The 25,291-nt window shown below is 72.7% G+C and carries 20 protein-coding genes; 2 read left to right on the forward strand and 18 right to left on the reverse strand.

Annotation, left to right across the window (positions count from 1 at the left end):
* Nucleotides 1–22: 22 nt before the first annotated feature.
* Nucleotides 23–427 (reverse strand): globin, encoded by a 405-nt coding sequence (locus FHS34_RS01755; protein WP_184959242.1) that lies wholly within the window; start codon nucleotides 425–427, stop codon nucleotides 23–25.
* 75 nt (nucleotides 428–502) lie between these two features.
* Here FHS34_RS01755 and FHS34_RS01760 point away from each other — a divergent pair, with 75 nt between their 5' ends.
* Nucleotides 503–1,480: a methyltransferase domain-containing protein gene (locus FHS34_RS01760; protein ID WP_184959244.1), complete on the forward strand. Its 978-nt coding sequence runs from the start codon at nucleotides 503–505 to the stop codon at nucleotides 1,478–1,480.
* Nucleotides 1,481–1,531: 51 nt separating this feature from the next.
* Here FHS34_RS01760 and FHS34_RS01765 read toward each other — a convergent pair whose 3' ends face one another.
* From FHS34_RS01765 to FHS34_RS01845, 17 genes are all read right to left on the reverse strand, one after another.
* The gene (locus FHS34_RS01765) at nucleotides 1,532–3,346 is read right to left on the reverse strand and encodes an FHA domain-containing protein (protein WP_184959246.1); all 1,815 of its coding nucleotides are present in this window, start codon (nucleotides 3,344–3,346) and stop codon (nucleotides 1,532–1,534) included.
* Nucleotides 3,347–3,403: 57 nt separating this feature from the next.
* Nucleotides 3,404–4,756 carry a vWA domain-containing protein gene (locus FHS34_RS01770; protein WP_184959248.1) on the reverse strand — a complete coding sequence of 451 codons (1,353 nt, stop codon included), beginning with the start codon at nucleotides 4,754–4,756 and terminating at the stop codon, nucleotides 3,404–3,406.
* Nucleotides 4,757–4,871: 115 nt separating this feature from the next.
* The gene (locus FHS34_RS01775; protein WP_184959250.1) at nucleotides 4,872–6,194 is read right to left on the reverse strand and encodes a PP2C family protein-serine/threonine phosphatase; all 1,323 of its coding nucleotides are present in this window, start codon (nucleotides 6,192–6,194) and stop codon (nucleotides 4,872–4,874) included.
* Nucleotides 6,195–6,198: 4 nt separating this feature from the next.
* On the reverse strand, nucleotides 6,199–8,688 hold the full coding sequence (locus FHS34_RS01780; RefSeq protein WP_184959328.1) for a serine/threonine-protein kinase: 2,490 nt from the start codon (nucleotides 8,686–8,688) through the stop codon (nucleotides 6,199–6,201).
* The gene (locus FHS34_RS01785; RefSeq protein WP_184959345.1) at nucleotides 8,685–9,965 is read right to left on the reverse strand and encodes a coiled-coil domain-containing protein; all 1,281 of its coding nucleotides are present in this window, start codon (nucleotides 9,963–9,965) and stop codon (nucleotides 8,685–8,687) included. Before FHS34_RS01785 ends, FHS34_RS01780 begins: the two co-directional genes overlap by 4 nt.
* Nucleotides 9,966–10,006: 41 nt before the next feature.
* A complete protein-coding gene (locus FHS34_RS01790) occupies nucleotides 10,007–11,038 on the reverse strand; it encodes a glutamate ABC transporter substrate-binding protein (RefSeq protein ID WP_184961278.1) in 1,032 nt (343 codons plus the stop codon).
* A gap of 14 nt (nucleotides 11,039–11,052) precedes the next feature.
* Complete coding sequence (locus tag FHS34_RS01795) at nucleotides 11,053–12,504, reverse strand: GlnX family signal transduction membrane protein (RefSeq protein WP_184959348.1); 1,452 nt, start codon at nucleotides 12,502–12,504, stop codon at nucleotides 11,053–11,055.
* Nucleotides 12,505–12,687: 183 nt separating this feature from the next.
* Nucleotides 12,688–14,139 carry a purine-cytosine permease family protein gene (locus tag FHS34_RS01800; RefSeq protein WP_184959350.1) on the reverse strand — a complete coding sequence of 484 codons (1,452 nt, stop codon included), beginning with the start codon at nucleotides 14,137–14,139 and terminating at the stop codon, nucleotides 12,688–12,690.
* A gap of 32 nt (nucleotides 14,140–14,171) precedes the next feature.
* The gene (locus FHS34_RS01805) at nucleotides 14,172–15,197 is read right to left on the reverse strand and encodes an N-acetylglucosamine kinase (protein WP_184959353.1); all 1,026 of its coding nucleotides are present in this window, start codon (nucleotides 15,195–15,197) and stop codon (nucleotides 14,172–14,174) included.
* Nucleotides 15,188–16,453, reverse strand: coding sequence for a 6-phospho-beta-glucosidase (locus FHS34_RS01810; RefSeq protein ID WP_184959356.1), 1,266 nt, complete (start codon nucleotides 16,451–16,453; stop codon nucleotides 15,188–15,190). Before FHS34_RS01810 ends, FHS34_RS01805 begins: the two co-directional genes overlap by 10 nt.
* 90 nt (nucleotides 16,454–16,543) lie before the next feature.
* On the reverse strand, nucleotides 16,544–17,437 hold the full coding sequence (locus FHS34_RS01815) for a carbohydrate ABC transporter permease (RefSeq protein ID WP_184959359.1): 894 nt from the start codon (nucleotides 17,435–17,437) through the stop codon (nucleotides 16,544–16,546).
* 2 nt (nucleotides 17,438–17,439) lie between these two features.
* Entirely contained in the window at nucleotides 17,440–18,381 is a 942-nt protein-coding gene (locus FHS34_RS01820; RefSeq protein ID WP_184959362.1) for a carbohydrate ABC transporter permease, read from the reverse strand.
* On the reverse strand, nucleotides 18,378–19,724 hold the full coding sequence (locus tag FHS34_RS01825; RefSeq protein ID WP_184959365.1) for an ABC transporter substrate-binding protein: 1,347 nt from the start codon (nucleotides 19,722–19,724) through the stop codon (nucleotides 18,378–18,380). The genes FHS34_RS01820 and FHS34_RS01825 overlap by 4 nt, the downstream gene beginning before the upstream one ends.
* A 61-nt stretch (nucleotides 19,725–19,785) precedes the next feature.
* Entirely contained in the window at nucleotides 19,786–20,997 is a 1,212-nt protein-coding gene (locus FHS34_RS01830; RefSeq protein ID WP_184959367.1) for an ROK family transcriptional regulator, read from the reverse strand.
* 223 nt (nucleotides 20,998–21,220) lie between these two features.
* The gene (locus FHS34_RS01835) at nucleotides 21,221–22,048 is read right to left on the reverse strand and encodes a hypothetical protein (protein WP_184959370.1); all 828 of its coding nucleotides are present in this window, start codon (nucleotides 22,046–22,048) and stop codon (nucleotides 21,221–21,223) included.
* Between the two features lie 195 nt (nucleotides 22,049–22,243).
* On the reverse strand, nucleotides 22,244–22,864 hold the full coding sequence (locus tag FHS34_RS01840; RefSeq protein WP_184959373.1) for a Uma2 family endonuclease: 621 nt from the start codon (nucleotides 22,862–22,864) through the stop codon (nucleotides 22,244–22,246).
* A 133-nt stretch (nucleotides 22,865–22,997) separates the two neighbouring features.
* A complete protein-coding gene (locus FHS34_RS01845; RefSeq protein ID WP_184959376.1) occupies nucleotides 22,998–24,107 on the reverse strand; it encodes a mechanosensitive ion channel family protein in 1,110 nt (369 codons plus the stop codon).
* A 316-nt stretch (nucleotides 24,108–24,423) separates the two neighbouring features.
* Between FHS34_RS01845 and FHS34_RS01850 the strand changes: the two genes are divergently transcribed.
* Complete coding sequence (locus tag FHS34_RS01850) at nucleotides 24,424–24,960, forward strand: HNH endonuclease (protein ID WP_184959517.1); 537 nt, start codon at nucleotides 24,424–24,426, stop codon at nucleotides 24,958–24,960.
* Nucleotides 24,961–25,291 lie beyond the last annotated feature (331 nt).

The following is a 25,291-nucleotide window of genomic DNA, read 5'->3' on the forward strand; positions in this document are numbered from 1 at the left end:
TCCGACCTTCAGTGACGGGCCGTCAGTCCGGGGTGTTCACCATCGAGGCGGCGGCGTACGTCAGGTAGTTCCAGAGCGTCCGCTCGTGCTCCTCGGACAGCGCCAGTTCCTCCACGGCCACCCGCATGTGCCGCAGCCAGGCGTCGTGCGCCGCACGGTCCACGGTGAACGGGGCGTGCCGCATGCGCAGCCGGGGGTGGCCGCGGTTCTCGCCGTAGGTGGTGGGGCCGCCCCAGTACTGCATCAGGAACAGGGCCAGCCGCTCCTCGGCCGGGCCCAGGTCCTCCTCCGGGTACATCGCCCTGAGGGCAGGGTCCCCGGCGACCCCCTCGTAGAAACGGTGGACGAGCCGGCGGAAGGTCTCCTCCCCGCCGACCTGCTCGTAGAAGGTCTGCTCCTGAAGCGTGCCGCGCCGAATCTCATTCACGGATCCATGGTCTCAGACGGGGCGACCCAGGACTCAAGCCCTAGGACCGGCCCCGCTCGCCCCTACTGTGGACCCATGGGCGCCTACGACACCGAGTCCGAGGGTCCGGCCGCCGCGGCGCGGGCCGCGCTGGTGCGGGAGATCGACGCCGAGGGGGCCTGGGACGGGGACCCGGTGTGGCGGGAGGCGTTCGCGACGGTTCCCCGGCACCTGTTCGTGCCGTACTACTACGTCGCCGGACCGCGCGGCTACGAACGCCGCTGGGGCGAGAGCCCCGACCCGGCGGCCCGCGCGCGCTGGCTGTGCGGCGCCTACGCGGACGTGCCGCTGGCCACCCGGCTGCGCGACGGCGAACTGCTCTCCTCCAGCAGCCAGCCCTCCCTGATGGCACGGATGCTGGTCGCCCTGCGGGTCGAGGACGGCGACCGGGTCCTGGAGGTGGGCGCCGGCACCGGCTACAACGCGGCCCTGCTCGCCCACCGGCTCGGCGCCGACGACCTCGTCACCACCGTCGACCTGGAACCGGAGATCACCGAGTCCGCCCGGCGGCACCTCGCGGCGGCCGGCCACCATCCGGTCGTGGTCACCGGTGACGGCGCGCGCGGGGTGCCCGCACGCGCCCCCTTCGACCGGATCATCGCCACCTGTGAGCTGCGCACCGTGCCGCGCGCCTGGCTCGCCCGGTGCCGCCCGGGCGCGCGCGTCCTCACCCCGCTCGCCACCGGCCTGCTCGCCCTGACCGTGCGGGACGCCGAGCACGCCGAGGGCCGCTTCCTGCCCCGGGCCGCCTTCTTCGTGCCGCTGCGCGGCGAGCGCGGGGCGGAGCCCGGGGGCGGCTGTCCGGCCGTGGTGCCGGGCCGGGCCCGCGAGCAGGAGCCGTTCCGCTTCCTGCTCGCGCTGACCCGGGGCACCCTCGGCCCCGAGGAGGCGTACTCCCTGTGGCTGCGGGAGGGCCGGCCGGACCGCGGACGGTACGGCGTCACGGTCGCCGGCGGTCACGCCTGGGCGTGGCTGGACGACCCGGAGGGGCCGTACGCCTGGCCCCTGCCGTGATCCCCGTGGGGGAGTTTCGATCTGGATCAGGTCGGATCCAGACGAAAGACCCTAGCCCCGGCGGACGGTGATCGTCGTCCAGGCGCCCACATGCACCCGGTCGCCGTCCTGCAGCGGGACCGGCACGAACGGCTGGATCGGCTCCTCCGACATGTTCACCGTGGTGCCGTTCGTCGAGTTCTGGTCGACGACCGCCCAGCCGCCGTCCGGCTGCTGCACCAGCACCGCGTGCTGGTGCGAGACGCCCGGGTCCTCCGGCGGCACCGCCAGGTCGACGTCGGGGGTGTCGCCGGTCGAGTGCCGGCGGCGGCCGATGGTGAGCTGGTTGCCGGTGAGCGGGCGCTGCTGCTCGGGCGAGTACGCGGGCAGGTTCAGGCCCGCGGCCTCGGGGCCGGAGCGCTGCATCATCGCCATGAAGTACTCGCGGTCCGGACCGATGGTCGCGACCCAGGTGGTCCGCTGCGGCGCCTGCGGGAAGCCGTTCGGTCCCTGCGGGGCCTGGCCGGCGCCGGGCTGCGGGTAGCCGTACCCGCCGGCCTGGCCGCCGGGTCCCTGGCCCTGACCCGGTCCCTGGCCCGGTCCGGCGGGACCGGAGGACGGCGGGGAGAGCACCCAGTCGTCGTCCCCGCCACCGAAGGAGGGGCCGCCCGGGGGCCGGCCGGTCTCCTGCGGGTACGCCGGAGCCGGCGCCCCGGACTGCTGGAACGCCTGCGGGGCAGCACCGGGACCGGCGGGCGGCGTCGGCCCGGGCGGCGGCGGTGCCGGACGGGAGGGGTCGCCGCCGAAGCCCGAGGGGCCGGGCGCAGTGGGCCCACCGGGACCGGAGGGCGCACCCCCGAAGGCCGGCGAGCCGCCGGGTCCGCCGGGACCCTGCCCCGGACCGCCGCCGAAGCCGGAGGGTCCGCCGTGACCCTGTCCCTGTCCCGGGCCGCCGCCGAAGCCGGACGGGCCGCCGGGACCTTGCCCCTGGCCGCCCCCGAAGCCGGAGGGTCCGCCGGGACCCTGTCCCTGACCGCTCCCGAAGCCGGACGGGCCGCCGGGGCCGCCGGGGCCCTGCCCCGGACCGCCGCCGAAGTTGGAGGGTCCGCCGGGACCCTGTCCCTGACCGCCGCCGAAGTTGGAGGGGGCGCCGCCGCCGGGGCCCTGCCCCGGACCGCCGCCGAAGCCGGACGGGCCTCCCGGACCACCGGCACCCGGACCCGGACCCTGTCCAGGACCCTGCGCCGCACCCGGGCCCTGACCCGGACCCTGGCCCTGACCCGGACCCTGGCCCGGTCCGTGTCCCGGGCCCTGGCCGAAGGCCGGCGGGGGCCCCGGCGGGCGCTGGTTGCCGCCGCCGAACGCGGGCGGCCCCGGGGGGCCGGGGCTGGTCGGCGGGCCGGACGGGGCGCGGTCGCCGCCGAACGGCGTCGGTCCCGACGGCTCGCTGCCGAAGGACGGGATCGGCTCGGCGGGCCGGTTCACCTGCGAGGGCCGCGAGCCCTGGTACTCGTACGGGTCACCGCCGCCGTACGTCGCGCTCGGCGGCTGGAACCGCGGCTGCGGCGAGCGCGGGGCGGCCGGGGTGTACGAGGTCGCCGTGTTGGTCAGGAAGTTCCACCGGCACTCCTCGCAGAAGGGCGCGCCGCCCTCGCGGGGCGTACGGCACTGCGGGCACAGCTCCGGTTCGGGCTCGGCGCCCGGACGCGGCCGGCCGGCGCCGGCCTGGCCGCCGGGGCCGCCCGAACCGGCGGACTGCGGGAAGCCGTAGCCGCCGCCGGGCGGCGGCGGAGGCGGGGGCGGAGGTACGGCACCGGCCATGCGGTGACCGCAGACCTCGCACCAGTCGTCGGAACCCGACTGGTGTCCGTTCGGGCAGGTCGGCATGTCGGTGCTTCCCCTTCTCCTAAGGGTCGGTCTGGATCGCTTCGGTCGCTTCCAGGATCACTTCTTTACACGAACAGTCTTTGTGGACCGGGTCTCCAGAGTCATCTCGTCCGCCTCCGCGACCCTCGTCTTCAACCGCACAGTACCTGTCGCGGCGTCGACCACGTCCACCACCTTCGCAAGCAGTTTCGCAGTATCCGCGTTCCCCGAGGCACTCGCGAGCTGAACTGCGCGCCCCAGTTTGGCCGTTGCTCCATCGAAATCGCCCGCTTTGCGCAGATCGAGCCCTTGCTGGATGGCTTGCGCCAGTTCGGCCTGCCCGGTGTAGTGGGCGACTTGGGGGCTGATCGAGGTGGAGGCGACCATGTCGTCGGTCCACACGGCCCGTACGAGCCCCTGTGCGCCGAGGTTCTGCACGCTCCCCGCCCCGCCCCCGGGCTCCGGCATCACCAGGGAGACCCGCGCGGCGAGCATCTCCCGGCCGAGCCCGGCCGGCGGAACCGTCACACACAGGTGGTAGTCGCGGGACTCGTCGCCCCAGGACCCGGTCGGATAGTCCCCGGCCCGCGGTCCGGCCTCGGCGCGGCGGGCGGTCAAGTCCTCCATGCTCGGGGCGACTTGCTTGACGAACCGGATGGCCGTGCCGACCGGCGTCCACACCCTGAGGGCGACGTCGGCGACCTCCTTGCCCATCGCCGTCTCCATCATCCGCGTGAAGTCGGCGGCGAGACCGGCCGGGTCGGCGACGATGTCGGCGGTGCCGAGCAAGGCGGAGGCGATGCCTGTGACTTCTTTCACTTCCCAGTCGGTGCCCACACCCCGCGCGTCACAGGTGAACCGGCCGGCGCAGGCGTCGAGCGCGGCGCGCAGGTCGTCCGGTGACTCGTGTTCGTTGCGGCCGTCGGTGAGCAGGATGCCGTGCCGGATGGTGACGTCGGCCGCCGACAGCAGCCGGTCGGCGAGCCGCAGCCAGGTGCCGATGGCCGTACCGCCGCCCGCGCTCAGCCGGCGCAGCGCCTGCTTGGCCTGCTCCCGGGTGGTGGCGTCGGCGACCGCGAGCCGCCCGCCGCCCGGATAGACCTCCTTGGCGACGTGCGTGCCGCCGATCACCGCGAAGTGGGTGCCGTCCCGCAGCGTGTCGATCGCGGCGGCCGTGGCGTCCCGGGCGTTGCGCATCTTGGTCGGCGGGTAGTCCATGGAGCCCGAGCAGTCGACCATGACCGCCACCGCCGCGGAGGGCCGGTGCCCCGCCGTGTACACGGGCGCGGAGACGGCGCTGCCGATGGTGCCGCCGCCGGTCGCGGTCACCGTGACGATGGCGTTGACCTCGCTGCCGCCCTCGGGCAGGTACTCGTTCTGGTAGACGTCCACCGAGAACCGCGGCAGGCTCGGCTTCGCGAAATTGGCCATGCTTGATCGCATCCCCCTCGGACACCTCGCTGACGCGAGGCGATGACTAGAAGCGGACCGGTCCCCTCCGGTCCGCCGCGGCTTCCCCGTGCCGTCTTCCCGTCCTGCACGGCCCTCAGGCCGATCCTGCCCCCTGCGACGGCGCCGGGAACGGCAGGACCGCCACTGTTACGTTGTCGTGGCCCCCGCCGTCCAGCGCGTGCCCGACCAGCACCCGGGCGCTGTGCAGCGGACGGGCCACCGCGTCCGGCGGGACGATCTCGGACATCTCCTCGGCCGTCTCGGCGTAGTTCCACAGTCCGTCGGTGCACACCACCACCGCGCCGGGCCGGTCCGGCTTGAAGGAAGCGGTGTGCGGCTCCAGTTCGTAGGCGTCCGCGCCGAGCCAGCCGGTGATCGCGTGGGCGCGCTCGTCGGCGTACGCCTCGGCCTCGCTCATCAGTCCGGCGGCGACCATCTGGGCGGCCCAGGAGTCGTCCTCGGTCAGCCGGGCGGACGGCGCGCCGCGGTCGGTGGGCACCCAGTAGGCGCGGCTGTCGCCGACCCAGCCGACGACCAGCAGCCCGGAGGTGACCACCGCGCCGACGATCGTGCAGGCCGGCGCGTTCTGGTGCGGGGCGTGCTCGCGCGCCGTGGCGGGCTCCTCGGCGAGCGCGTTGACCGCCTGCGCGGCGGCGACGATCGCCTCGTGCATCGCCTGCTGCGGGTGGGTGCCGCGCGGCAGCGCCGCCAGCAGGGTGTCGCCGGCCACCCGGGAGGCGGCCAGGGAGGCGTCGTCGGGGCGGGTCGCGGAGGACACGCCGTCGCAGACGATCGCCATCGCCACCGGACTCCCGTCGGGCAGCGCGGTGTGGCCGACGGCGAAGGCGTCCTCGTTGCGGTGGTGGCGCAGCCCCCGGTCGCTGACGGCGGCCACCGGACCCGCCTCCCGCTCCACGTGGTCGCGTTCGCGCGGCTGGGCGTGCCCGCAGTTCTCGCAGTAGCCGTCCTTGTCCACCCGGCCCGCCCGGCAGGCCACGCACACCTGGGCCGGCTCGGCCGGGGCGGCGGCACCGGCGGCCAGCCGCGGGTCCGGCGCCTGCAGCGGGTACTCGTCGGGCTCCGGCGCCCGGTCGAACCGCACCCCGGAACCGGCGGACTGCTCCGAGCCGGGCCGGTGCCCGGGCAGCGGCGTGTCGCCCGAGTCGGTGCCGGGCAGGTCAGTCGGCAGGTGCACCCCTTCCGGGGTGCCGGAGGCGGCCGGTTCGGGCGCGGGCCAGTCCACGCCGTCCTCCGGCGCGGCGGGGCCGGTCATGGCCAGCGTCGGATGGTCCTGCGGGGGCGCGGGCACCACCGAAAGGTCCTGCCCGCACGCTCCACAGAACAGGTCACCCGACTCCACGGGCTCCGCGCAGCTCGGGCACTTCGGGAGTGCGGCCTGCTGGGGCATCTGCGACATCGACTTACACCCACGTCCGGGGGCGGTAACGGTTGGCCCGTTCCACCAGCTCGATCCTCTCCTCGCCGCCGGGCGCCAGCCGGGCCAGCGTGCGGTAGGCGCGCTCCAGGCCGAAGCGCAGACCCCGCTCGTCCAGACCGCTGCCCAGCAGCACCCGGCCTCCGGCGGCGGGCGCGGTGCCCTGGCCCCCGGAGAGTATCCAGTCCAGCGCGCAGCCGAGCACCTCCGCCGACAGCCGCTCCCGCCGGGCCGGATCCAGACCGTAGGCCTGGAGTGCCTCGACCTGCCCGGCGGCGGCCGTCAGGTCGTCAAGGAACGGTACGTCACCGGGACTTGCCGTGCGCTGTCCGATCCGCGCCCGGACGGCGGCGACCCGGGCGGCCGTGTAGTGGATGGAGGCCTCCGGCACCGACTCCAGCGTCGTCACGGCACCGCGCCGGTCCCCGGCCGCGAGCTGCACCCGGGCCAGCCCGAACGCGCCGCTCACGAAGCTCGGATCGGTCGTCCACACCAGGCGGTAGTACTCGGCCGCGTTGTCCAGCTGGCCCAGCACCTCGGCGCACAGGCCGAGCGCCAGCTTGGGCGCGGTCTCGCCGGGGAAGGCGTCGTAGATCGCGTCGAAGGCGAGCGCGGCGCCCTCGAAGTCGCCGGTGACCAGGGCGGCCACGCCCCGGTACCACACCACCCGCCAGTCGTCGGGCCGTTCCTCGTCCAGCTTGGCCAGGCTCATCAGCGCGCCCTGGTGGTCGCCGCTCTCCAGCCGGGCGCGGATCTGCCGCAGCCGGGTCTCCACGGTCTGCGCGGGCGCCGCCGCCAGCGCGCCCATCAGCTCGGCCGGCGCGGAGGCCATCAGACCCGCCAGGAAACCGGCGTTGGGGTCGGCCGGGTCGACCAGCGGGACCGGCAGGGCGAGCGCCGCCACGGGCGAGTCGACGGGCTTGACCAGGGCCTGCGGGACGCGGGCCGGGGCGGTGGCCCGCGGGCCCCCGCGCGTCGCCCGCGCGCCCAGCCGGGACACCTCGCCGCCCTGGAGCGGGAACAGCTCGGTGTCCGTGACCTTCACTTCGGGCCCGAACAGCGTCGACAGGGCGGGCCGTGCCTGCCCGGTCTGCAGCGAGACGACCTCCCGCAGCACGCCCGTCAGCTGCTCGGCCATCTCCTGCGCGGAGGCGAACCGGCGGGCCGGGTCGGGGTCGGTGGCGCGCACCAGGAGCCGGTAGAACGACTCGTAGCGGCGGAAGACCTCGATGGTGTCGGGGTCGGGCAGGGAGTCGGCGTAGACGGTGGTGTAGCCCTGGAAGTCGAAGGTGAGCACCGCGAGGGTGCGGCCCACCGTGTACAGGTCGCTGGCCACCGACGGGCCGATCTCGGCGACCTCCGGGGCCTGGTAGCCGACCGTGCCGTAGATCGCCGACTCCTCGTCGTCCATCCTGCGGACCGCGCCCATGTCGATCAGCTTGAGCTGGTCTTCGGTCTGGATGGCGTTGTCGACCTTGAAGTCGCAGTACAGCAGGTTGCGGCTGTGCAGATGGCCGAGCGCCTCCAGGGCCTCGATGCCGTACGCGCAGGCCTGTTCCACCGGCAGCGGGTCGCGCCGGCCGTCGGCTGCCCGGCGGGCGTTGGCGATCTCCTTCAGGGACTTGCCGCCGACGTACTCCATGACGATGTAGCCGTCGAGGGAGCCGGTGCGCTGGTCCAGGTGCTCCACGAAGTTGTAGATCCGCACGATGTTGGCGTGCTCGATCTCCGCGAGGAAGCGCCGTTCGGAGATCGCCGCGGCCATCGCGTCCTGGTCGCCGGTGTCCAGCAGGCCCTTGAGCACCACCCAGCGGTCGGACACGGCCCGGTCCACGGCGAGGTACACCCAGCCCAGGCCGCCGTGCGCGAGGCACCCCGCGACCTCGTACTGGCCGTGCACGATGTCCCCGGCCTTCAGCTTGGGCATGAAGGAGTACGGGTGCCCGCACTTGGTGCAGAAACCTTCCGTGCGGCCCGACCGCTCACCCCGGGCCCGGCCCACCGGCGCCCCGCAGTCCGACCGCGAGCAGAACCGCTTGCGCTCGGGCACCTCCGGGTTCTCCAGCACCATCGCGCGCGGGTCGGGCCGCGGCACCTGCGGCACGGACACCAGTCCGACGCCCAGCCGCCCGCGCGTGGAGGTCCCGGACGAGGAACCCGAGCTGCGCACCGACACCGAGCGGCCCGTCGACTTCCCCGACACCGACCGGGAGAGCCGCCCGGACACCGAGCGGCGCGACCTCGACGACTGCGAGGACGTGCGCGCGCTGCGGGAGCTGCGGGAACTTCCGCCGCTCGCGGAGCCCTTGGTGACCCCGGTGGGCGGCGAGCCGACCATGCCTCCCCCGGAGGAAGGCCCCCCGGCGGACACGACCGGCGCGAGACCGCACGTGTCGCAGTACAGCTCGCCGCCGCCGACGTCCTCGTACGTGCCCTCGCAGCCCGGCCGCTGGCAGGCCTGCCCCGGCTGGCTCATGACTGGTCCCCCTTACGGTCCTGTGGCGCGCCCGCGCCGCCGAGCAGCTCGGTCGCCAGCTGCTGGTAGCGCAGCACGGCCTGTTCGGCCACCCGCAGGTCGCAGGGCGCGCTCCACAGCATCCGCCGCGCCGCGTCGTACCGCTCGATCAGGAACGGGTCCTCGGCGAGTCCGTGCCGGGCGACCTTCGCCCGGTAGGCGTCGAGCCGGCCGCGCAGCTCGGCGCGGACCGCGAGCGGCGCGGTCACCGCGGTCAACGACTCCCGGGCGCGCAGCAGTTCGTCCTCCGCCTTGGCCTCCAGGGACTCCAGCAGCGGGGAGAGCCGGTGCCACTGCGCCTGCCTGCGGAACTCGGCGGCGGCCGCCAGCTGCTCCTGCAGCACGGTCGGCGGCCCGCTCACCACCGGCACCTCGGTCGCGGCGATCTTCGCCAGCACCTCGCCGCGCGCCGTCCGGGCCTCGGCGAGGGTGCGGTCCGCGCGCGAGAGGACGTCCCGCAGCCGGATCAGCCGCGCCTCCGCGTCCTGCCGCACCGTCAGCACGGCGTCGATCTCCCGGCGCACGTCCTCCAGGGCGCGCGCCTCACGGTCGTACACCGTCGTGTCCGGACGCCCGCCGCCGGGCGCCGAACTGCCCTCGGCCGGCACCCAGAAGGCGAGCGGGTCGGTGACGACGTCCTCGCGCAGCCGGGTCAGCGTCCGGGTGATCCGTTCCAGGTCGTCGCCGGCCGGGTGCTCGCCGGGGCGCACCCCGACGGAGTGCGCGAGTCCCCGGGTGCGCTGGAGCTCCGCGGCGAGTAAATCGATCCGCGCGGGCAGCGCCGACCACACCGCGTCGGCGGCGACGATCAGGTCCAGGCTCGTCGCGTACAGCTCGTTCATCCGGTCCACCAGCGCGGACAGCGAGAACGTCTCGCTCAGCCTGCCGTTCGCGCCTCCGGGGACGGTCACCGACTCGCCGCGCAGCAGCCCGGTCAGCTCCGTCAGGTCCTCACGGCTGGACCAGCGGCGCCGGGCGCGGATCTCCCGGGCGGAGCGCAGCGCGGCCGCGTAGGCGTCGAAGTACCCCCACAGCAGGGTGATCTGCGCCTCCGTGGCCCCCCAGCGCTCCCGGGTGACACCGGTCAGCTCGGCGCCTTCGAGGAGTCTGCGGCCCGCGTGGTCCTGCAGGGCCAGCAGCGAGGTCTCGATCGCCTCGTGCTCCTGGCCGAGCCGCGCCAGCGCACGGTCCACCTCGTCCCGGTCCATCACCGGCCCGGCGGGGTCCGTGACGCCCATCGATCACCTCTCGCTTGCTGTCGGTTCCGGTCGGGTGTGACTCAACTGCTGCGCAGGTACTGCGGCGCGGGCGGCTTCGACGCGGCCGGGTCCTTCCCCAGTGTCGCCGACAGCCAGGTGTCGTACGACGTCTGCCAGCCCTGCGCGCGATAGTCCACCAGAACGCGATTGACCCGGCGTACCAGATCGTCGGCGTCCTTCTTCATCGCCACGCCGTAGTACTCCTCGGTGAACGCCTCGCCCTTCAGCTCGACGGTCGGATCCTGGGCGGCCTGGCTCGCGGCGAGCGCGCCGTCGGTCACCACCGCGTCCACCTCGCCGAGTTGCAGCCGGACCAGGCAGTCCAGCTGGTTCGGGACGGTGGCGGAGAGGTCCGTGGAGACGGGCAGCCGGCCGGACTTGCGGTCGGCGTCCAGCTTGGCGTACGCGGTCGAACCGGCCGCCGTGCACACCTTCTTGTGCGCCAGCGAACCGTTGTAGCCGGTCACCGTCGACGACTTGGGCGCGAGGACCTGCTGGCCGGTCTTGAAGTACGGCGCGGAGAACGCGACCTGGCGCAGCCGCTCGCAGGTGATCGTCATCGTCCGGACGACCATGTCGACGCGCCCGTCCTCGATCGCCGGGATGCGCTGGCTGGTGGGGATCGCCTTGAACTGCACCGCGTCCGGGTCGCCGAGGATGTCCTGCGCTATCCGGTGCGCCAGGTCGATGTCGAAGCCCTCCAGGCGGGCGCCCTCGGTGTTCGGGTTGCGGTAGCCCCAGTGGTAGCTGTTCTGGTCGACACCGACGATCAGCTTGCGCTTGGCGCCCGTACGGGCCTTGATGGCGTCGATCGTCGGCCCGTCGGCGCCGGACGGGGCGAGCGTCTGCCGGTGCGCGTCGGCGTCCTCGCAGGCGTCGACGCGGGCCTGGGTGCCGGTGGCGGCCTTCTGCCCGCCGCGCAGCGGGGCGTCCGGCGTCTTCTGGGTCCACGGCAGCAGCAGGGCGAAGGCCAGCGCGAGCGTGCACAGCACCGCCATCGCGGCGACCCCGCCCCAGCCCCGCAGGGAGGCCCGCGCACGGCTCATGTCCATCGCCTCGTCCTCTGTCACCGGTACTCCGAAAGTCTGCGGCCGACACCGGCGACGGCGCCGGCCGCGCCCAGCACCGCGAGGACGGCGGCGCCCACCGGCAGGCCGGTGATGGCGTTCCGGCCGTCCGTGGCCGACTGCCGGAACTCGTCCTGCTCATGGCCGATGGCCCGGGCGAGATTGCGGTCGACGCTGTCGAAACACTCGCCGGTCGCGCCCTTCGCGCCGATCACCTGGTCCAGGGCCTGCTGGTAGTTGCCGTTCTCGTCCTCGGTGCGGGCCGAGGCGTGGCGCTGCTTCCACACCGCCATGTTCCCCTCGGCCGCCTTGACCGGTGCGGTGCCCCCCTGGTCGTCGGCGAGCCCCGCGGCCTCCGACAGCCCCTTGCCGAGCACGGCCATGTCCTTGTCGAAGTCGTAGTAGTAGGCGTCGTACGGCTTGCCGTCGACCGTGATCGTCTCCGCGCCGCGCGCCACCAGGCTCAGGTTCTCGTTCCCCCGTGCCTTCAGGGAGGCGATGCGGGCGTCGTGCAGCACGTTGAGCGAGCGGATCCCGTGGTCGTAGGAGCCGTCGAGCCCGGACCGGGCGACCATGTGGCCCACCACCAGCCACAGCAGGGCGACGGCGGTCACGGCGGAGGCGGCGACCAGACCGTGGTTGAGGACGCGGTTGGTGCGCCGGTACATCCGGTGCTGGGCCCAGCCGAGGACGGCCAGGGCGAGCAGGCCGAGCGCGATCGCCGCCCACGGGTACGGCCGCGCGTCCCCGTAGTCGGCGTCGAGCCGCCGGTTCTCCGTGGTGTAGAGCGTCTCCGCCGCCGGGAGCATCTCCTTCTGCATCTTCTCGTTGGCGTACCGCAGATAGGCACCGCCCACCGGGTAGCCCTGCCGGTTGTAGGTCCGGGCCCGCTCGATGAGGCCCTTGTACTCGGGCAGCAGCCGGTTCAGCCCGGCGATGGTCGTCTCGGAGGCCGAGCCGGGCTCGGCGTTGGCGGCGGCGGTGACCAGTCCGGCGGCGGCGGTCCGGATGTCCTTCTCGTACCGGTCGCGGGAGCTCGCGTTCTCCTGCCCGCCCGCCAGGAACCCGCTGGAGGCGGCGGTGTTGGCGTCGGCCAGCGACCGGTAGATGCCCGCCGCCCCCGAGCTGAGCGGCTGGCTGCGGTGCAGCACGTCGTCGGCGGCGGCCGAGCGCGCGCTGGTCTGCCAGGCGGTGACCGCCCCGAACGCGATCACCACCAGGGCCAGTACGGCACCGATGACCCGCAGCCGCCCCGGCTCGGTGGTCGCGGCGGCCCGCACCCGTTCGGCACCCTCGGCGAAGGCGGTCCGGCGCGCGGGCGGAGCCGCGGGCGGCACCGCTGCGGCGACGGCCCCGGGCGGCCCGGACTGGGCCGGGACGGCGGGGATGCCGGCGGACCCGGCGGGTCCGGCCGGCGGCGGTGCCGCGCTGCTCTTCGGCGGGTGTGTCACTCGACCTCCCCCATGGTCATCCGTTCGCCGCCCAGTATCGCCGCCCGGACCGGCGATCCGCACCGGCCTTCACTGGATCTTGATCGGATCGCAGCGTGTGCCGCTCATGAATACGCCGGGTGCGTTTGTTCGGTTCCCGGGGGCGCGGGCCGGCCGGGACCGGGCCTCGGGCGTCCGCCGCGGTCAGGGCTCCCGGTGTTCGCGGGCGGCCTGTTCGAGCGCCGCCGCCTCCGCCTCGGCCAGGCGCGCCTCGGCCGCCACGTCGATCGACCGGGTCAGCCACCAGTACAGCAGCGCGGAGACCGGCAGCCCGACGAACAGGGAGATGTCGGCGCCGCCGAGCGCCTCGGCGGCGGGACCCACGTACAGGGTCCCGACGGCGAAGAACGGGATCATGACGGCGAAGCCGACGAGGTACGCGATGATGCCGTGCCGTCCCCAGCGCCCGTAGATGCCGTGCGGGTTGAAGATCTCGGCCACGGCGTAGTGCCCCCGGCGCACCACGTAGTAGTCCATGAGGTTCACCGCGGTCCACGGGATGAACAGGTAGAGCACGAGCAGCAGGAAGTTCTCGAAGTTCTCCAGGAAGTTCGACGTCGCGGCCAGCGCGCCGACCAGGGAGAGCGCCGCGGTGAACACGAGGGTGGCCAGCCGTACGGCGAGCGTCGGCCGGACCCGTCGGAAGGAGTCGATGGCGCTGATGAGGGTCAGCGACCCGCCGTACATGTTCAGCGCGGTCACCGACACCAGGCCCAGCGCGGAGAACAGCAGCACGATCGCGCCGAACCCGGTGAACACCTTGTCACCCGCGCTGTTGATCGACGGGATCGTGTCGAAGTCCTGGCCGGCCCAGGCGGCCAGCAGCGCCCCGAGGACCATCAGCCAGATTCCGCCGAGCGCGGAGCCGAAGTAGGTCCAGTAGAAGGTCTTGCGGACGGTGACGTCCGGCGGGAGGTAGCGCGAGTAGTCCGACACGTAGATGGCCCAGCTGATCTGGTAGCCCGCGACCACACCGAACTGGGCCAGGAACGGCGTCCACTCGAAGGCGCCGAGGTCGAAGGAGCCCGGCGGGTAGTGCAGGGTGAGCAGGACGCCCACGGTGAAGATCCCGAAGATCACCAGGAAGGCGTACGTCAGGACCCGCTCGGCCTTGTGGATGACGTCGTAGCCCACCAGCGCGACGACCAGCGCCACCACGGTGACCACCACGATCCACAGTCCGAGGCTCCCGTGGACCGTGGTGTGCAGCGCGTCGGCGGCGAGGCTGCTGTTGAAGACGTTGAACCCCGCGTACTGCACATAGGCGAAGAGCCACACCAGCAGGGCGCCGACGTAGCCGAACTGCGGCCGCGACTGGATCATCTGCGGCAGGCCGAGCTGGGGGCCCTGGGCCGAGTGGAACGCCATGAAGAACGTGCCGATCACGGTGCCGGAGACGATGGCCAGCAGGGACCAGACGAGGTTGCCGCCCTGGGTGATGCCGACCAGTCCGACCGCCAGGGTGGCGATCTGGGCGTTGGACATGAACCACAGGGGGCCCAGATGCCAGAGCTTCCCGTGCCGCTCGTCCAGCGGCACGTAGTCGATGGACCGGACCTCCAGGCCGGACACCCTGCGCTCGGCCGATGTGCTCATGGCGCCTCCCGAGGACGGGTCCGCCCCTCTCGTCACATTGTTGCCCTGCTCCCCTCCGGCGACGACCCGGATCGGCCCGCCTCCCAGTGCCCCCGCGCCCGCTCCCGGGCCCCCGGACCCGCCCCCAGCCGGTCCAGGCCCAGCAGGGCCGCGCCCAGGACCGGGCTCGCCGTGACCACCCGGGGGGCGGCCTTGGGCGCGCGGACCGCCAGGAGGCCGCGGACGGTGTCGTCCAGCTGGGCGTGGCCGGCCGCGAGGACGCCGCCGCCGAGCAGCACGGGGGTCTCCTCGGCGAGGAGGTCCAGGCGGGTCAGGGCGACCGTGGCCATCACCGTGACCTCCTCCGCGAGCCGGGTCACGAGCGAGCGGGCCACCCGGTCGCCGTCCGCCGCCGTCGCGAAGAGGACCGGGGCCAGTTCGTGCCGGCGGTGGTGCTCGATGTGCTCCAGGTGCAGGGCCTCGATGAGCGCGTACATGGTCGGCAGGCCGAAGTACGCGGGCAGGGTGCGGGCGAGGGAGGTCGCCTCGCCCCGGCCGTCCTCCGCGCGGGCCGCGTGCCACAGGGCCTCCTCGGCCAGGCCCCAGCCGCCGCCCCAGTCACCGGAGATGCGGCCGATGGCCGGAAAGCGGGCGGTGCGGCCGTCGGGGCGCATGCCCACGCAGTTGATGCCCGCCCCGCACACCACCGCCACACCGCGCGGCTCGGCGACGCCCGCGCGCAGGATCGCGAAGGTGTCGTTGCGGACCTCCACCGATCCGCCCCACCCGCGCGCGTGCAGCGCCGCCGCCAGCCGCTCCTCCTCGACCGGGAGGTCGGCGTTGGCCAGGCAGGCCGACACATGGGAGACGGCCGGCACGCCCGCGTCCGCGAGGGCCCGCGCGACCGGTCCGGCCAGCGCGTCCAGCGCCGCCGGCACGCCCACCGCCGGCGGCCGGAAGCCGCCGCCCCGGGCCGTGGCCAGGACCTCGCCGGCGGCGGTGACCACGGCCACGTCGGTCTTGCTGTTGCCCGCGTCGACGGCGAGGACCGTCGCGGGTCCGGTTGCGGTCAGGCCCACGCCAGGTGCTCCCGGTTGTGTGCGACGAGCCGGTCGGTGAGGGTCTCGGCGTACGCGTACTGGCCGATCAGCGGGTGGGACAGGAGCGCGCGGAAGACGCGGTCCCGGCCGCCGCGCAGGGCCGCCTCCAGGGCCAGGTCCTCGTACGCCGTCACGTTCGCGACCAGGCCCGCGAAGAGGGGGTCCGGTTCCGGGACCGGGAGCGGGACCGGACCCGACGGGCCGACCGCCGCCTGGACCTCGATCACCGCGTCGTCGGGCAGGAAGGGCAGCGTCCCCCGGTTGAGCGTGTTCACCACCTGGTACGGGCTGCCGCCCCCGCCCAGCAGCGCCGCCGCCAGGTCGACGGCCGCCTCCGAGTAGTAGGCGCCGCCCCGCTTGGCCAGCAGGGCCGGCTTCTCGTCCAGGGCCGGGTCGCCGTACATCGTCAGCAGTTCCCGTTCCATGGCGGCCACTTCGGCGGCCCGGGACGGCTTGGTGCGCAGTTCACGGACGACCTCGTCGTGGTCGTAGTAGTAGCGCAGGTAGTAGGAGGGGATGACGCCCAGGCGGTCCAGCAGGGCGCGGGGGAGGCGGAGGTCGCCGGCGATGGCGTCGCCGTGCTCGGCCAGGAGCTTCGGGAGGACGTTCTCGCCCTCCGGACCGCCCAGTCGCACACCTGTTTCCCAGGTGAGGTGGTTGAGGCCCACATGGGCCAGATGCACATCCGCGGGGGAGGCGCCCAGCAGGGCCGCGAACTTCCGCTGGAAGCCGATCGCCACGTTGCACAGGCCGACCGCCCGGTGCCCGGCCTGGAGCAGGGCGCGGGTGACGATGCCGACCGGGTTGGTGAAGTCGATGATCCACGCGCGCGGGTTGGCGCGGCGGACCCGTTCGGCGATGTCCAGGACGACCGGGACCGTGCGCAGGGCCTTGGCCAGGCCGCCCGCGCCGGTGGTCTCCTGGCCGATGCAGCCGCACTCCAGCGGCCAGGTCTCGTCCCGCTCGCGGGCCGCCTGGCCGCCGACGCGCAGCTGCAGCAGGACGGCGTCGGCGCCGTCGACGCCCGCGTCCAGGTCGTCGGTGGTGACGATCCGGCCGGGGTGACCCTGCCGGGCGAAGATGCGCCGGGCCAGTCCGCCGACCAGTTCCAGGCGTTCGGCGGCCGGGTCCACGAGGACGAGTTCCTCGACGGGCAGGGTGTCCCGCAGGCGCGCGAAGCCGTCGATGAGTTCGGGGGTGTAGGTCGAGCCTCCGCCGACCACGGTGAGTTTCACTGGAGGTTCCCTCGCTTCCATGAGGTGCGGGCAGCGGTCATCGGCCGGGGGCGCGGGGGGCGTCCCCCGGGTGAGCACGGCATACCTGGATCAACCCTTCACCCCGGTGAGGGTGACGCCCTCGACGAACGCCTTCTGGGCGAAGAAGAACACGAGGATCACGGGGGCCATGACCAGCACGGTCGCGGCCATCGTGAGGTTCCAGTCGGTGTGGTGGGCGCCCTTGAACGACTCCAGCCCGTAGGACAGGGTCCAGGCGCCGGGGTTCTCCGACGCGTAGATCTGCGGCCCGAAGTAGTCGTTCCAGGCGTAGAAGAACTGGAAGAGGGCCACGGCGGCGATGCCCGGCTTCGCCATGGGCAGGACGACCCGCAGCAGGGTGCGCAGGTCACCGCAGCCGTCCACCCTCGCCGCGTCCAGGTACTCGTTCGGGATCGTCATCAGGAACTGGCGCAGCAGGAAGACGGAGAACGCGTCCCCGAACGCCATCGGGACGATCAGCGGCCACAGCGTCCCGGACAGGTCCAGCTGCTTCGCCCAGAACAGGTACATCGGGATGACGACCACCTGCGGGGGCAGCATCATCATCGAGATCACCAGCATGAGCGAGAGACTGCGGCCCCGGAAGCGGAACTTGGCGAGGGCGTACGCCACCGGGATCGAGGACACCACGGTCAAGGCGGTGCCCAGGCCGGCGTAGAGCAGCGTGTTCCGCCACCAGGTGAGGAAGCCCGGGGTGTCGAACACGCTTCTGTAGTTGCCCCACTCCCAGGTGTGCGGGATCAGGTCCCGGCTGAGCGCCTGGCTGTCGCTCATCAGCGAGGTCAGGAACACGAACACGAACGGCAGCGTGAAGAACAGCGCGGCGGCGACGCCGAGCGCGTGGACCGCGACCCACTCCAGCGCCGCCTTGCGGCGGGCGGTGCGTGCGGCCCCGGAGACGAGCGGCGCCGGCTTCACCGGCGGGTCCAGCACCTGGGTCATGGTCAGTCACCTGCCTGGATCAGGCCGCCCCGGCGCCGCATCAGCAGCGCCGTGAACGCCATCGACAGGGCGAACAGCACCAGCGCCACCACGCAGGCCGAGCCGTAGTCGAAGCGCTGGAAGCCGAGGTTGTAGACGAGCTGGGGGAGGGTGAGCGTGGACTTGTCCGGGTAGCCGGGCTCGAACTGGGTGCCCGCGCCCTGGATCACGCCGGAGGCGACCTTTCCGGCGATCAGCGGCTGGGTGTAGTACTGCATGGTCTGGATCACGCCGGTGACGACCGCGAACATCACGATGGGGGAGATGTTCGGCAGCGTCACGAACCGGAACCGCTGCCAGGCCGAGGCGCCGTCCAGCTCGGCCGCCTCGTACTGCTCCGTCGGCACGTCGAGCAGCGCGGCCATGAAGATCACCATCAGGTCGCCGACGCCCCACAGCGCCAGCAGGGTCAGCGCCGGCTTGGACCAGGCGGGGTCGTTGAACCAGCCCGGCGCCGGCAGGCCGGTCCGCTCCAGGATCGAGTCGACCGGGCCGGTGCCGGGGTTGAGCAGGAACGCGAAGGCCATGGTCGCCGCGACCGGCGGGGCCAGGTACGGCAGGTAGAACAGGGTGCGGAAGACACCCGTACCCGTCTTGATCTTCGTGATGAGCAGGCCGACGCCCAGCCCGAAGACCACGCGCAGGCTCACCATGATCACGACCAGCCACAGCGTGTTGCGCAGGGCGGGCCAGAACAGCGGGTAGTGCTCGAAGACGTAACGCCAGTTCTTCCCGCCGCTCCACTCGGGCGGCCGGAAGCCGTCGTAGTGCATGAAGGAGAAGTAGACCGTGGAGAGCAGCGGGTAGGCGAAGAAGACCGCGAAGCCGATGAGCCACGGTGACATGAAGGCGAGCGTGCGCAGGGCCGAGCGCCGGCGTTTCGACGCGAGGGTGACGCCGCTCATCCCTTCGCCTGCGCGATGTCCGTGTCGATCTGCGCGGCCGTCTTCCTCAGCCCGGCCTTCAGATCGGTGGCCTTGCCGCTCTCGTAGTCGTATCCGAACTGCTGGATCGTCACCAGGTACACACCGCCGTTGACCGAGGCGGGCGTGGTGGTGGAGTGCGGGTTGCCGGCGATGTCGAGGAAGGTCTTGAACCGCGGGTCGTACTTCAGCTTCGGGGACTTCAGCGCGGCGAGGGTCGAGGGCACGTTGTGGATGTCGTTGGCGAAGCCGACCACCGCGTCCGTGTCCGTGGTCATGTACTTCACCAGCTCCCAGGCCGCGTTCTGCCGGTGGCTGGTGGCGGCGATGCCCGCGATGGTGCCGGTGATGTAGCCCTTGCCGTACTGGTCGGCCTGGTCGTCCGGGACGGGCAGCGGGGCCACCCCGATCTCGAAGTCCGGATCCGCCTCCTCGGCCATCCCGAGCCGCCACTCGCCGTCGAGCTGCATGGCGACCTGGCCGGTGTGGAAGGGGTGCTTGGGGCCCCATTCGTCCCCGAGCGTGGCCCGGAACCTCTCCAGCCGCCTGAATCCGCCGAGTTCGTCCACGAGCTTCTTCTGGAGCGTGAAGCCCTTCTCGAAGGCGGGGTCCTCGGCGAGGTTCGACCTGCCGTCCTTGGCGAAGTACGTCGGCGAGAACTGGCCGAGGTAGTGCTCGGTGGTGGACTCCCAGCCGTGGTAGTCCGGCATGAACCCGAGCTGCTTGTAGCCGTCGCCCTGGCGGACGGTCAGCTTCTTGGCGTCGGCGGTGAACTCGGACCAGGTCTTCGGCGGGCTCTCGATACCGGCCTTTCGGAACGCCGTCTTGTTGTAGTAGAGCCCGTACGCGTCGCCGAGCAGCGGGACCGCGCAGCGGTCGCCGTCGAACTGGGTGTACTCGTTCATCGGCTTCGGGAACGTCGCCTCCGGGTCGACGCCCGACTTCTCGAAGAACGGGTTCAGATCGACCAGCGCGCCCGAGGAGCAGAACTTGCCGACGTTGTTGGTGGTGAACGACGAGATCACGTCCGGGGCCTTGTCACCGCCGGCCCGCAGCGCCTGGTTGATCTTGTCGTCGGTCATGTTGCCGACGACGTTCACGTGGATGTTGGGGTGTGCCCGCTCGAAACCGGCGACCAGCGACTTGACCGCCTTGACCTCGTTCGGCGCGCTCCAGGCGTGCCAGAAGTTGATCGTCGTGTCCTTCGACGGGTCGTCCGAGGCGCCGGAGCCGGACTGGCCGGTACAGGCGGTGGTGAGCAGGGCCAGCGACGCTGTCAGGGCAAAAGCCGCTTTTCGGGCGATCGGCGGTATGACTTCGGGCATGGCGAGGTCTCCCAGGGACGGGTGGGCGGAGGGGAGGGTGCCGGAAGGGGGTGGGCGGGGCTCAGCGCGAGGTGTCGAAGACCTCGTCGCGGGTGGCGGCGAGCGCGGACTCCAGCGCACCGCGCAGTACGGGGTGTTCGCGGACGTCGCCGACGACCAGCCGGGGCCGGGCCGCGGCCAGTTCCTCCAGCTCGGCCTGGACGAGGGCGCGCAGCACCTCGCCGCCGGCCGTCAGGGCGGAGCCGCTGAGGACGACGAGCTCGGGGTCGAGGACGGAGACGAGCGAGGCGAGACCGGTGGCCAGCCGGGTGGCGTAGGCCTGGAGGAGTTCCCGGTGCGGGCCGCTCGCGTGGTCGGCGGCGCGCGCCACGAGTGCGGCGGCGGCTTCGCTGTGCGGCCCCGACGGCACGTCGGGGACGCCGAGTTCGCGGGCCAGCCGCGGTACGGCCTGGGAGCCGGCCAGCTCCTGGTAGCCGCCGCTGTTGGCCTTGGCGACCTGCCGGACCAGCGGGGTGCCCGGCACCGGCAGGAAGCCGACCTCGCCGGCGCCGCCGGTCCAGCCGCGGTGCAGCCGGCCGCCGAGGACCAGGGCGGCGCCGAGGCCCTCCTCGTTCCACAGCAGCACGAAGTCCGCGTGCCCGCGGGCCGCGCCGAGCCGCTGCTCGGCGATGGCGGCGAGGTTGACGTCGTTCTCGTACTCCACCGGCATCGGCAGCGCCGCCGCGAGTTCGTCGAGCAGCGTGGGGGAGTGCCAGCCGGGCAGGTGGGAGGCGTAACGCAGCCGCCCGGTGTTGGGGTCGAAGGCGCCGGGGGTGCCGATGACCAGCCGGTGCACGTCGGACCGGGCGAGCCCGGCGGCCTTGACGGCGCCGTCGAGGGCGTCGGTGACCTGCTGGACGACCGGCTGCGCCGGGTGCCGGCCGGGGGTGGGCAGTTCGTGCTCGCCGACCGTGCGGCCGGTGATGTCGGCGACCGCGGCGCGGATGCGGTCCGGGGTGACGTCGAGCCCGGCGGCGTACGCGGCGGTGGGATCGACCGCGTACAGCTGGGCGTTGGGGCCCGGCCGGCCCTCGCTGGTGCCGGTGACCCGGACCAGTCCGGCCGCCTCCAGGCGGGCGAGGAGCTGCGAGGCGGTGGGCTTGGACAGGCCGGTGAGCTTGCCGATCCGGGTGCGCGACAGCGGCCCGTGCTCCAGCAGCAGGTCCAGCGCGGCACGGTCGTTCATGGCGCGCAGGACGCGCGGGGTGCCCGGCGTGCCGGCGGTTCCTGCCATGGGGTCGAACACCTGCCTTTCCAGCCGCCCAGTTTTTCAGTGACCTGGGCATGACGTCCAGTCTTGATCGCCGGACGCCGGAAGATCACTGTTAGGAAAGTTTCCTATTCGGGTGGGAGGAACGTAAGCCCAGGACGAAGGAGGCGTCAATAGACAACGCCCCCGAGGCAACAGAGTCGTTACCTCGGGGGCGTCGGCGGCGGGGCGCGGTCGGCCCCGTCGGCTACTTGACCGTCACGTGGTCGCCCACGGAGGTCTTCGCGGCCGTGGTGGCCGTACCGGCGAAGACGAAGCGGTAGGTGCCGCTCCGGCTCGCCTTCACCGTGGTGGACAGGGCGCCCCCGGTGCCGGTGGTGATCGTCTTGACGTCGGCGTACGCCCCGCCGTCCGCCTTGAACTGGAGGACGGCCTTCTGCTTCAGGTAACCGGTGTACCTGCCGGTCGCCCAGTCGGCGCGCGTCAGCTTGCCCTTGACGGTCAGCGTCCTGCCCTTGGTCACGGGCTCCGGGGCGGCGTCCGCGGTCAGCAGGGCGGCGCGCAGCACCTTGACGGAGGCCAGGTTGCCCCAGGCCGTCACCTCGTTCTCGCCGTGCAGGTAGTCGTCCGAGACGCTCTCGTCGCTGTGCACGTAGATGCCGGCCGCCTTCCAGGTGCCGGCGTCACCCGCCTCGTACAGCGACATGCCCGGATCGGCGATGACCTTCTCGGTGCAGTGCTCGGTGACCGTGGTGTCGGTCGTGACGGTCGTCCTGCAGACGGGCGGGGTGTTCGGACCCATGTCGTTGTCCATCGACTTCAGGGTTCCGCGGTACAGCATCACCGCCTGCACGGTCTTGTCCTGGTCGATGACCAGGTTCTTGGGCCGGGTCAGGGTGTACGAGACCGGTATGGTCACCGCCTTGGCGGCGCCGACCACGACCGGCTTGCCGTGGTTCACGGTCACGCCGGAGAACGTCAGGTCCGGCGTACCGGCCGCCGACGCGGCGGGCGCGGCCAGGCCGGCCAGGGCCAGAGCACCGGACAGGGCGGTGCCGATGGCGAGCTTGCGCATGCTTCCCCACATTCGAGACGGGCCCCCGGGCGACGTCGCGCTCCAGAACAAGGGTCCGTTGTGCTGGTGACCTTAAAGGATCACCGGATGCGGAGGGAATGGGGGGCTCCAGTGAAGGCGATCTGTACGCCTGCCCCGGCTCGGAGTTCGTCACGAGCGCCTCGCGGCGGGCGTACCGGCCGGCCCGCGGGCGGATCAGTCGGTGAGGAACGGGGTGGTGTCGAGGGCGGGGTAGGGGGCCGGGAGGGGGAGGGGCTCGCCGAGGGAGACCTTGGTGTCGGTGGCGTAGTACGCCTCGGTGGGGTCGTCGCCGGGAAGGACCGGGTCCGTGTGGCAGTGGGCCGTCCCGGAGTGGCGGTCGACGAGGACGTAGACCGGGACGCCGGCGGCGGCGTAGGTACGGAACTTGGGGCCGGTGTCGGTCTCGTGGTTGGTGGAGGTGACCTCGCCGACGAGGGCGAGCATGTCGATGGGGTACCACCCCTTGTTCGCCTTGCAGTACGACTCGTCGAGCTCGGTCGGCCTGCGGCGACGGACGTAGAAGTCCGGAATGACCAGAGCCATGGTCCTGCCGTCTCCGTGGGCGGCGCGGTATCCGTTGCCGAAGCCCACGAGATCGATTCCGGCGGACCGGAACTGGTAGAACAGCTCCCCGGCACCGTGGTTGTGGTCGTCGTTCGCTTGCGGCGGCACCATGGCGGTCCCCTCGACGTACTCCGGTCGAATCGGCATCGGCGACGCCTCTTCGAACGCGCTCAACAGGTCGATGGGGTCCACCTGCGTCATGACCGGCTCCAGGATCGGTTCGGCGCTCATCGCTTCTCCTCGTCACGCTGCTGCCAGGCTAAGCCCGCACTGGGCCCCCCGGCAGAACGATGGGGCACCCCGTGCGCTCCCGCGCCGGAATGCCCCATCCCGTTCACTCGAACGAGCGTGCTGAACCGTTCCGCTACTTCGCCGGAGGCGCCGGTCGCTGCGAGACGATCGGAGACGCCGCCGCCGTCTGGGGCGAGTCCGCTTTGGAGTACACCGACGGGGCCGCCACCGCCGCCGTCGGGTCCGGGGCGTCCTCGACGTCCTCCGCCGCCGTCGCGCCGCCCACGATGCGGATGCTCGCCGCGTCGAACGCCCGCTTGATCCGCCAGCGCAGCTCCCGCTCCACCGTCACCGACTTGCCGGGCATCGTCCTCGCCGACACCCGCACCACCATGGAGTCGATCAGCACCGAGTCCAGGCCGAGCACCTCGATCTGACCCCACAGCAGCTCGTTCCAGGGCTCTTCCTTGCTCATCTTCTCGGCGACCTCGTCCAGCGTGGCCTTGACCCGGTCCAGGTCCTCGCTCGCCCGCACGGTCACGTCGACCCCGGCCGTCGCCCAGCCCTGCGACAGGTTTCCGATCCGCTTGACCTCGCCGTTGCGGACGTACCAGATCTCGCCGTTGTCGCCGCGCAGCTTGGTCACGCGCAGCCCGACCTCGATCACCTCGCCGGAGGCCACGCCCGCGTCGATCACGTCACCGACGCCGTACTGGTCCTCCAGGATCATGAACACGCCGGACAGAAAGTCCGTGACCAGGTTCCGCGCGCCGAAACCGATCGCCACACCCGCGACACCGGCCGACGCCAGCAGCGGCGCCAGGTTGATCTTGAAGGTGCCGAGCACCATCAGCGCGGCCGTGCCGAGGATGAGGAAGCTCGCCACCGACCGCAGCACCGACCCGATCGCCGCCGAACGCTGCCGACGGCGCTCGGCGTTGACCAGCAGCCCGCCCAGCGCGCCGCCGTCCGACGCCTGCGGGGCACGGCCCATCCGGTCTATCAGCTTGGTGATCGCCCGCCGCACCACCGCTCTGAGCGCCACCGCCACGGCCATGATCAGCAGGATCTGCAGACCCATCGCGAGCCACGTCGACCAGTTCTGCTCGACCCAGCTCGCCGCGTTCGTCGCGCTCTCCTGGGCGTCCTGGAGCGTCGGCACGGCCGGGGCCGTCGACGAGGGTGACGGCGTGGGGGACGGTGACGCACCGGCGGCCAGCAGAACGGCGGGCAGGGACGACACGGCAGGTACCTCCAAGGTGCTGCGCGGTCCGTACCGGCGGGCGGTCAAGGTCACGAAAAGGTCACCGGACGGACAGGACCACCACACTAACGGGGCATCGTGTGTGCCCCGTGCCGATCCGCACAGGAGGCGCGAAGGAGAGACACGGCTCACCCCGGCTTGAACAGGTCATGCCCCGGGGGATGTATCAGGTGTGGTCGAAAACACTCCCAGCCCGTTACCGGGACATGGTGGCGCTTCCACCAGGCATGAGGGGAGACTGACTGCAGATCGTCCCGGCGCGAGCCACGCGCCGCCGACGCCCAAGGAGGCACCCGTGCCGCATGTCCTGGTCCTCAACGCGTCGTACGAGCCACTCGGCGTCGTACCGCTCCGCCGCGCGCTCGTCCTCGTCCTGGAGAACAAGGCCGTCTCCCTGGAGGAATCCGGCGCCTTCCTGCACAGCGCGACCGTCACAGTCCCCGCACCCAGCGTGGTCCGGCTCAAGCGATTCGTCCGGGTTCCCTATCGGGGGCCCGTTCCTCTTACCCGCCGGGCGCTCTTCGCCCGGGACGGGGGCCGGTGCATGTACTGCGGTGGCGTCGCAACCAGCGTCGACCACGTCATCCCGCGCAGCCGCGGGGGCAAGCACGTCTGGGACAACGTGGTGGCCTCCTGCCGCCGCTGCAACCACGTCAAGGCCGACCGCCACCTCGTCGAACTGGGCTGGCGGCTGCGGCACAAGCCGGCTCCGCCGACCGGGCTGGCCTGGCGCATCATCGGCACCGGGCATCGGGACCCGCGCTGGATGCCGTACTTGCAGCCGTACGGCGCGGACGACGCTCTGGCCCGGATCGACGGCATCTCCGCCTAGGGGGTTTCGTTTGGATCAGGTCGGATCAGGCCGCGGCGTCCGGTGCGGTGCATCGCAAGGCGGAGGACCATCCGCGTACTGGGCGTACTCGGGTGGTCCGACAACGCGGCGAGGTGCCGTGCCGGGCGTCGCGGACCCGGGCTGATCCAAACGAAGCCCCCTAGATCCGGGCCTGTGTGTCCGGGGCCGCGTGCCTCGTGTGTCCCATGCCCACGAGGCACGTGTGTCCCATGCTCTCGGGGCACGTGTGTCCCACGGCCTCGGGGCCCGTGTGTCCGTGCTCACGAGGGGCGGGTGTCCGTGCTCACGACGGGCGTGGTGGCGGCCGTGC

Origin of the sequence: Streptomyces echinatus (assembly GCF_014203595.1) — a bacterium.
Classification (GTDB): Bacteria; Actinomycetota; Actinomycetes; order Streptomycetales; family Streptomycetaceae; genus Streptomyces; species Streptomyces echinatus.

Coding starts and splice junctions, on each gene's coding strand:
- FHS34_RS01775 (WP_184959250.1), bottom strand. CDS start 6,194: ATGTCGCAGATGCCCCAGCAGGCCGCACTCCCGAAGTGCCCGAGCTGC.
- FHS34_RS01770 (WP_184959248.1), bottom strand. CDS start 4,756: ATGGCCAATTTCGCGAAGCCGAGCCTGCCGCGGTTCTCGGTGGACGTC.
- FHS34_RS01760 (WP_184959244.1), top strand. CDS start 503: ATGGGCGCCTACGACACCGAGTCCGAGGGTCCGGCCGCCGCGGCGCGG.
- FHS34_RS01820 (WP_184959362.1), bottom strand. CDS start 18,381: ATGAGCGGCGTCACCCTCGCGTCGAAACGCCGGCGCTCGGCCCTGCGC.
- FHS34_RS01800 (WP_184959350.1), bottom strand. CDS start 14,139: ATGAGCACATCGGCCGAGCGCAGGGTGTCCGGCCTGGAGGTCCGGTCC.
- FHS34_RS01780 (WP_184959328.1), bottom strand. CDS start 8,688: ATGAGCCAGCCGGGGCAGGCCTGCCAGCGGCCGGGCTGCGAGGGCACG.
- FHS34_RS01835 (WP_184959370.1), bottom strand. CDS start 22,048: ATGCGCAAGCTCGCCATCGGCACCGCCCTGTCCGGTGCTCTGGCCCTG.
- FHS34_RS01815 (WP_184959359.1), bottom strand. CDS start 17,437: ATGACCCAGGTGCTGGACCCGCCGGTGAAGCCGGCGCCGCTCGTCTCC.
- FHS34_RS01785 (WP_184959345.1), bottom strand. CDS start 9,965: ATGGGCGTCACGGACCCCGCCGGGCCGGTGATGGACCGGGACGAGGTG.
- FHS34_RS01840 (WP_184959373.1), bottom strand. CDS start 22,864: ATGAGCGCCGAACCGATCCTGGAGCCGGTCATGACGCAGGTGGACCCC.
- FHS34_RS01825 (WP_184959365.1), bottom strand. CDS start 19,724: ATGCCCGAAGTCATACCGCCGATCGCCCGAAAAGCGGCTTTTGCCCTG.
- FHS34_RS01790 (WP_184961278.1), bottom strand. CDS start 11,038: ATGGACATGAGCCGTGCGCGGGCCTCCCTGCGGGGCTGGGGCGGGGTC.
- FHS34_RS01765 (WP_184959246.1), bottom strand. CDS start 3,346: ATGCCGACCTGCCCGAACGGACACCAGTCGGGTTCCGACGACTGGTGC.
- FHS34_RS01830 (WP_184959367.1), bottom strand. CDS start 20,997: ATGGCAGGAACCGCCGGCACGCCGGGCACCCCGCGCGTCCTGCGCGCC.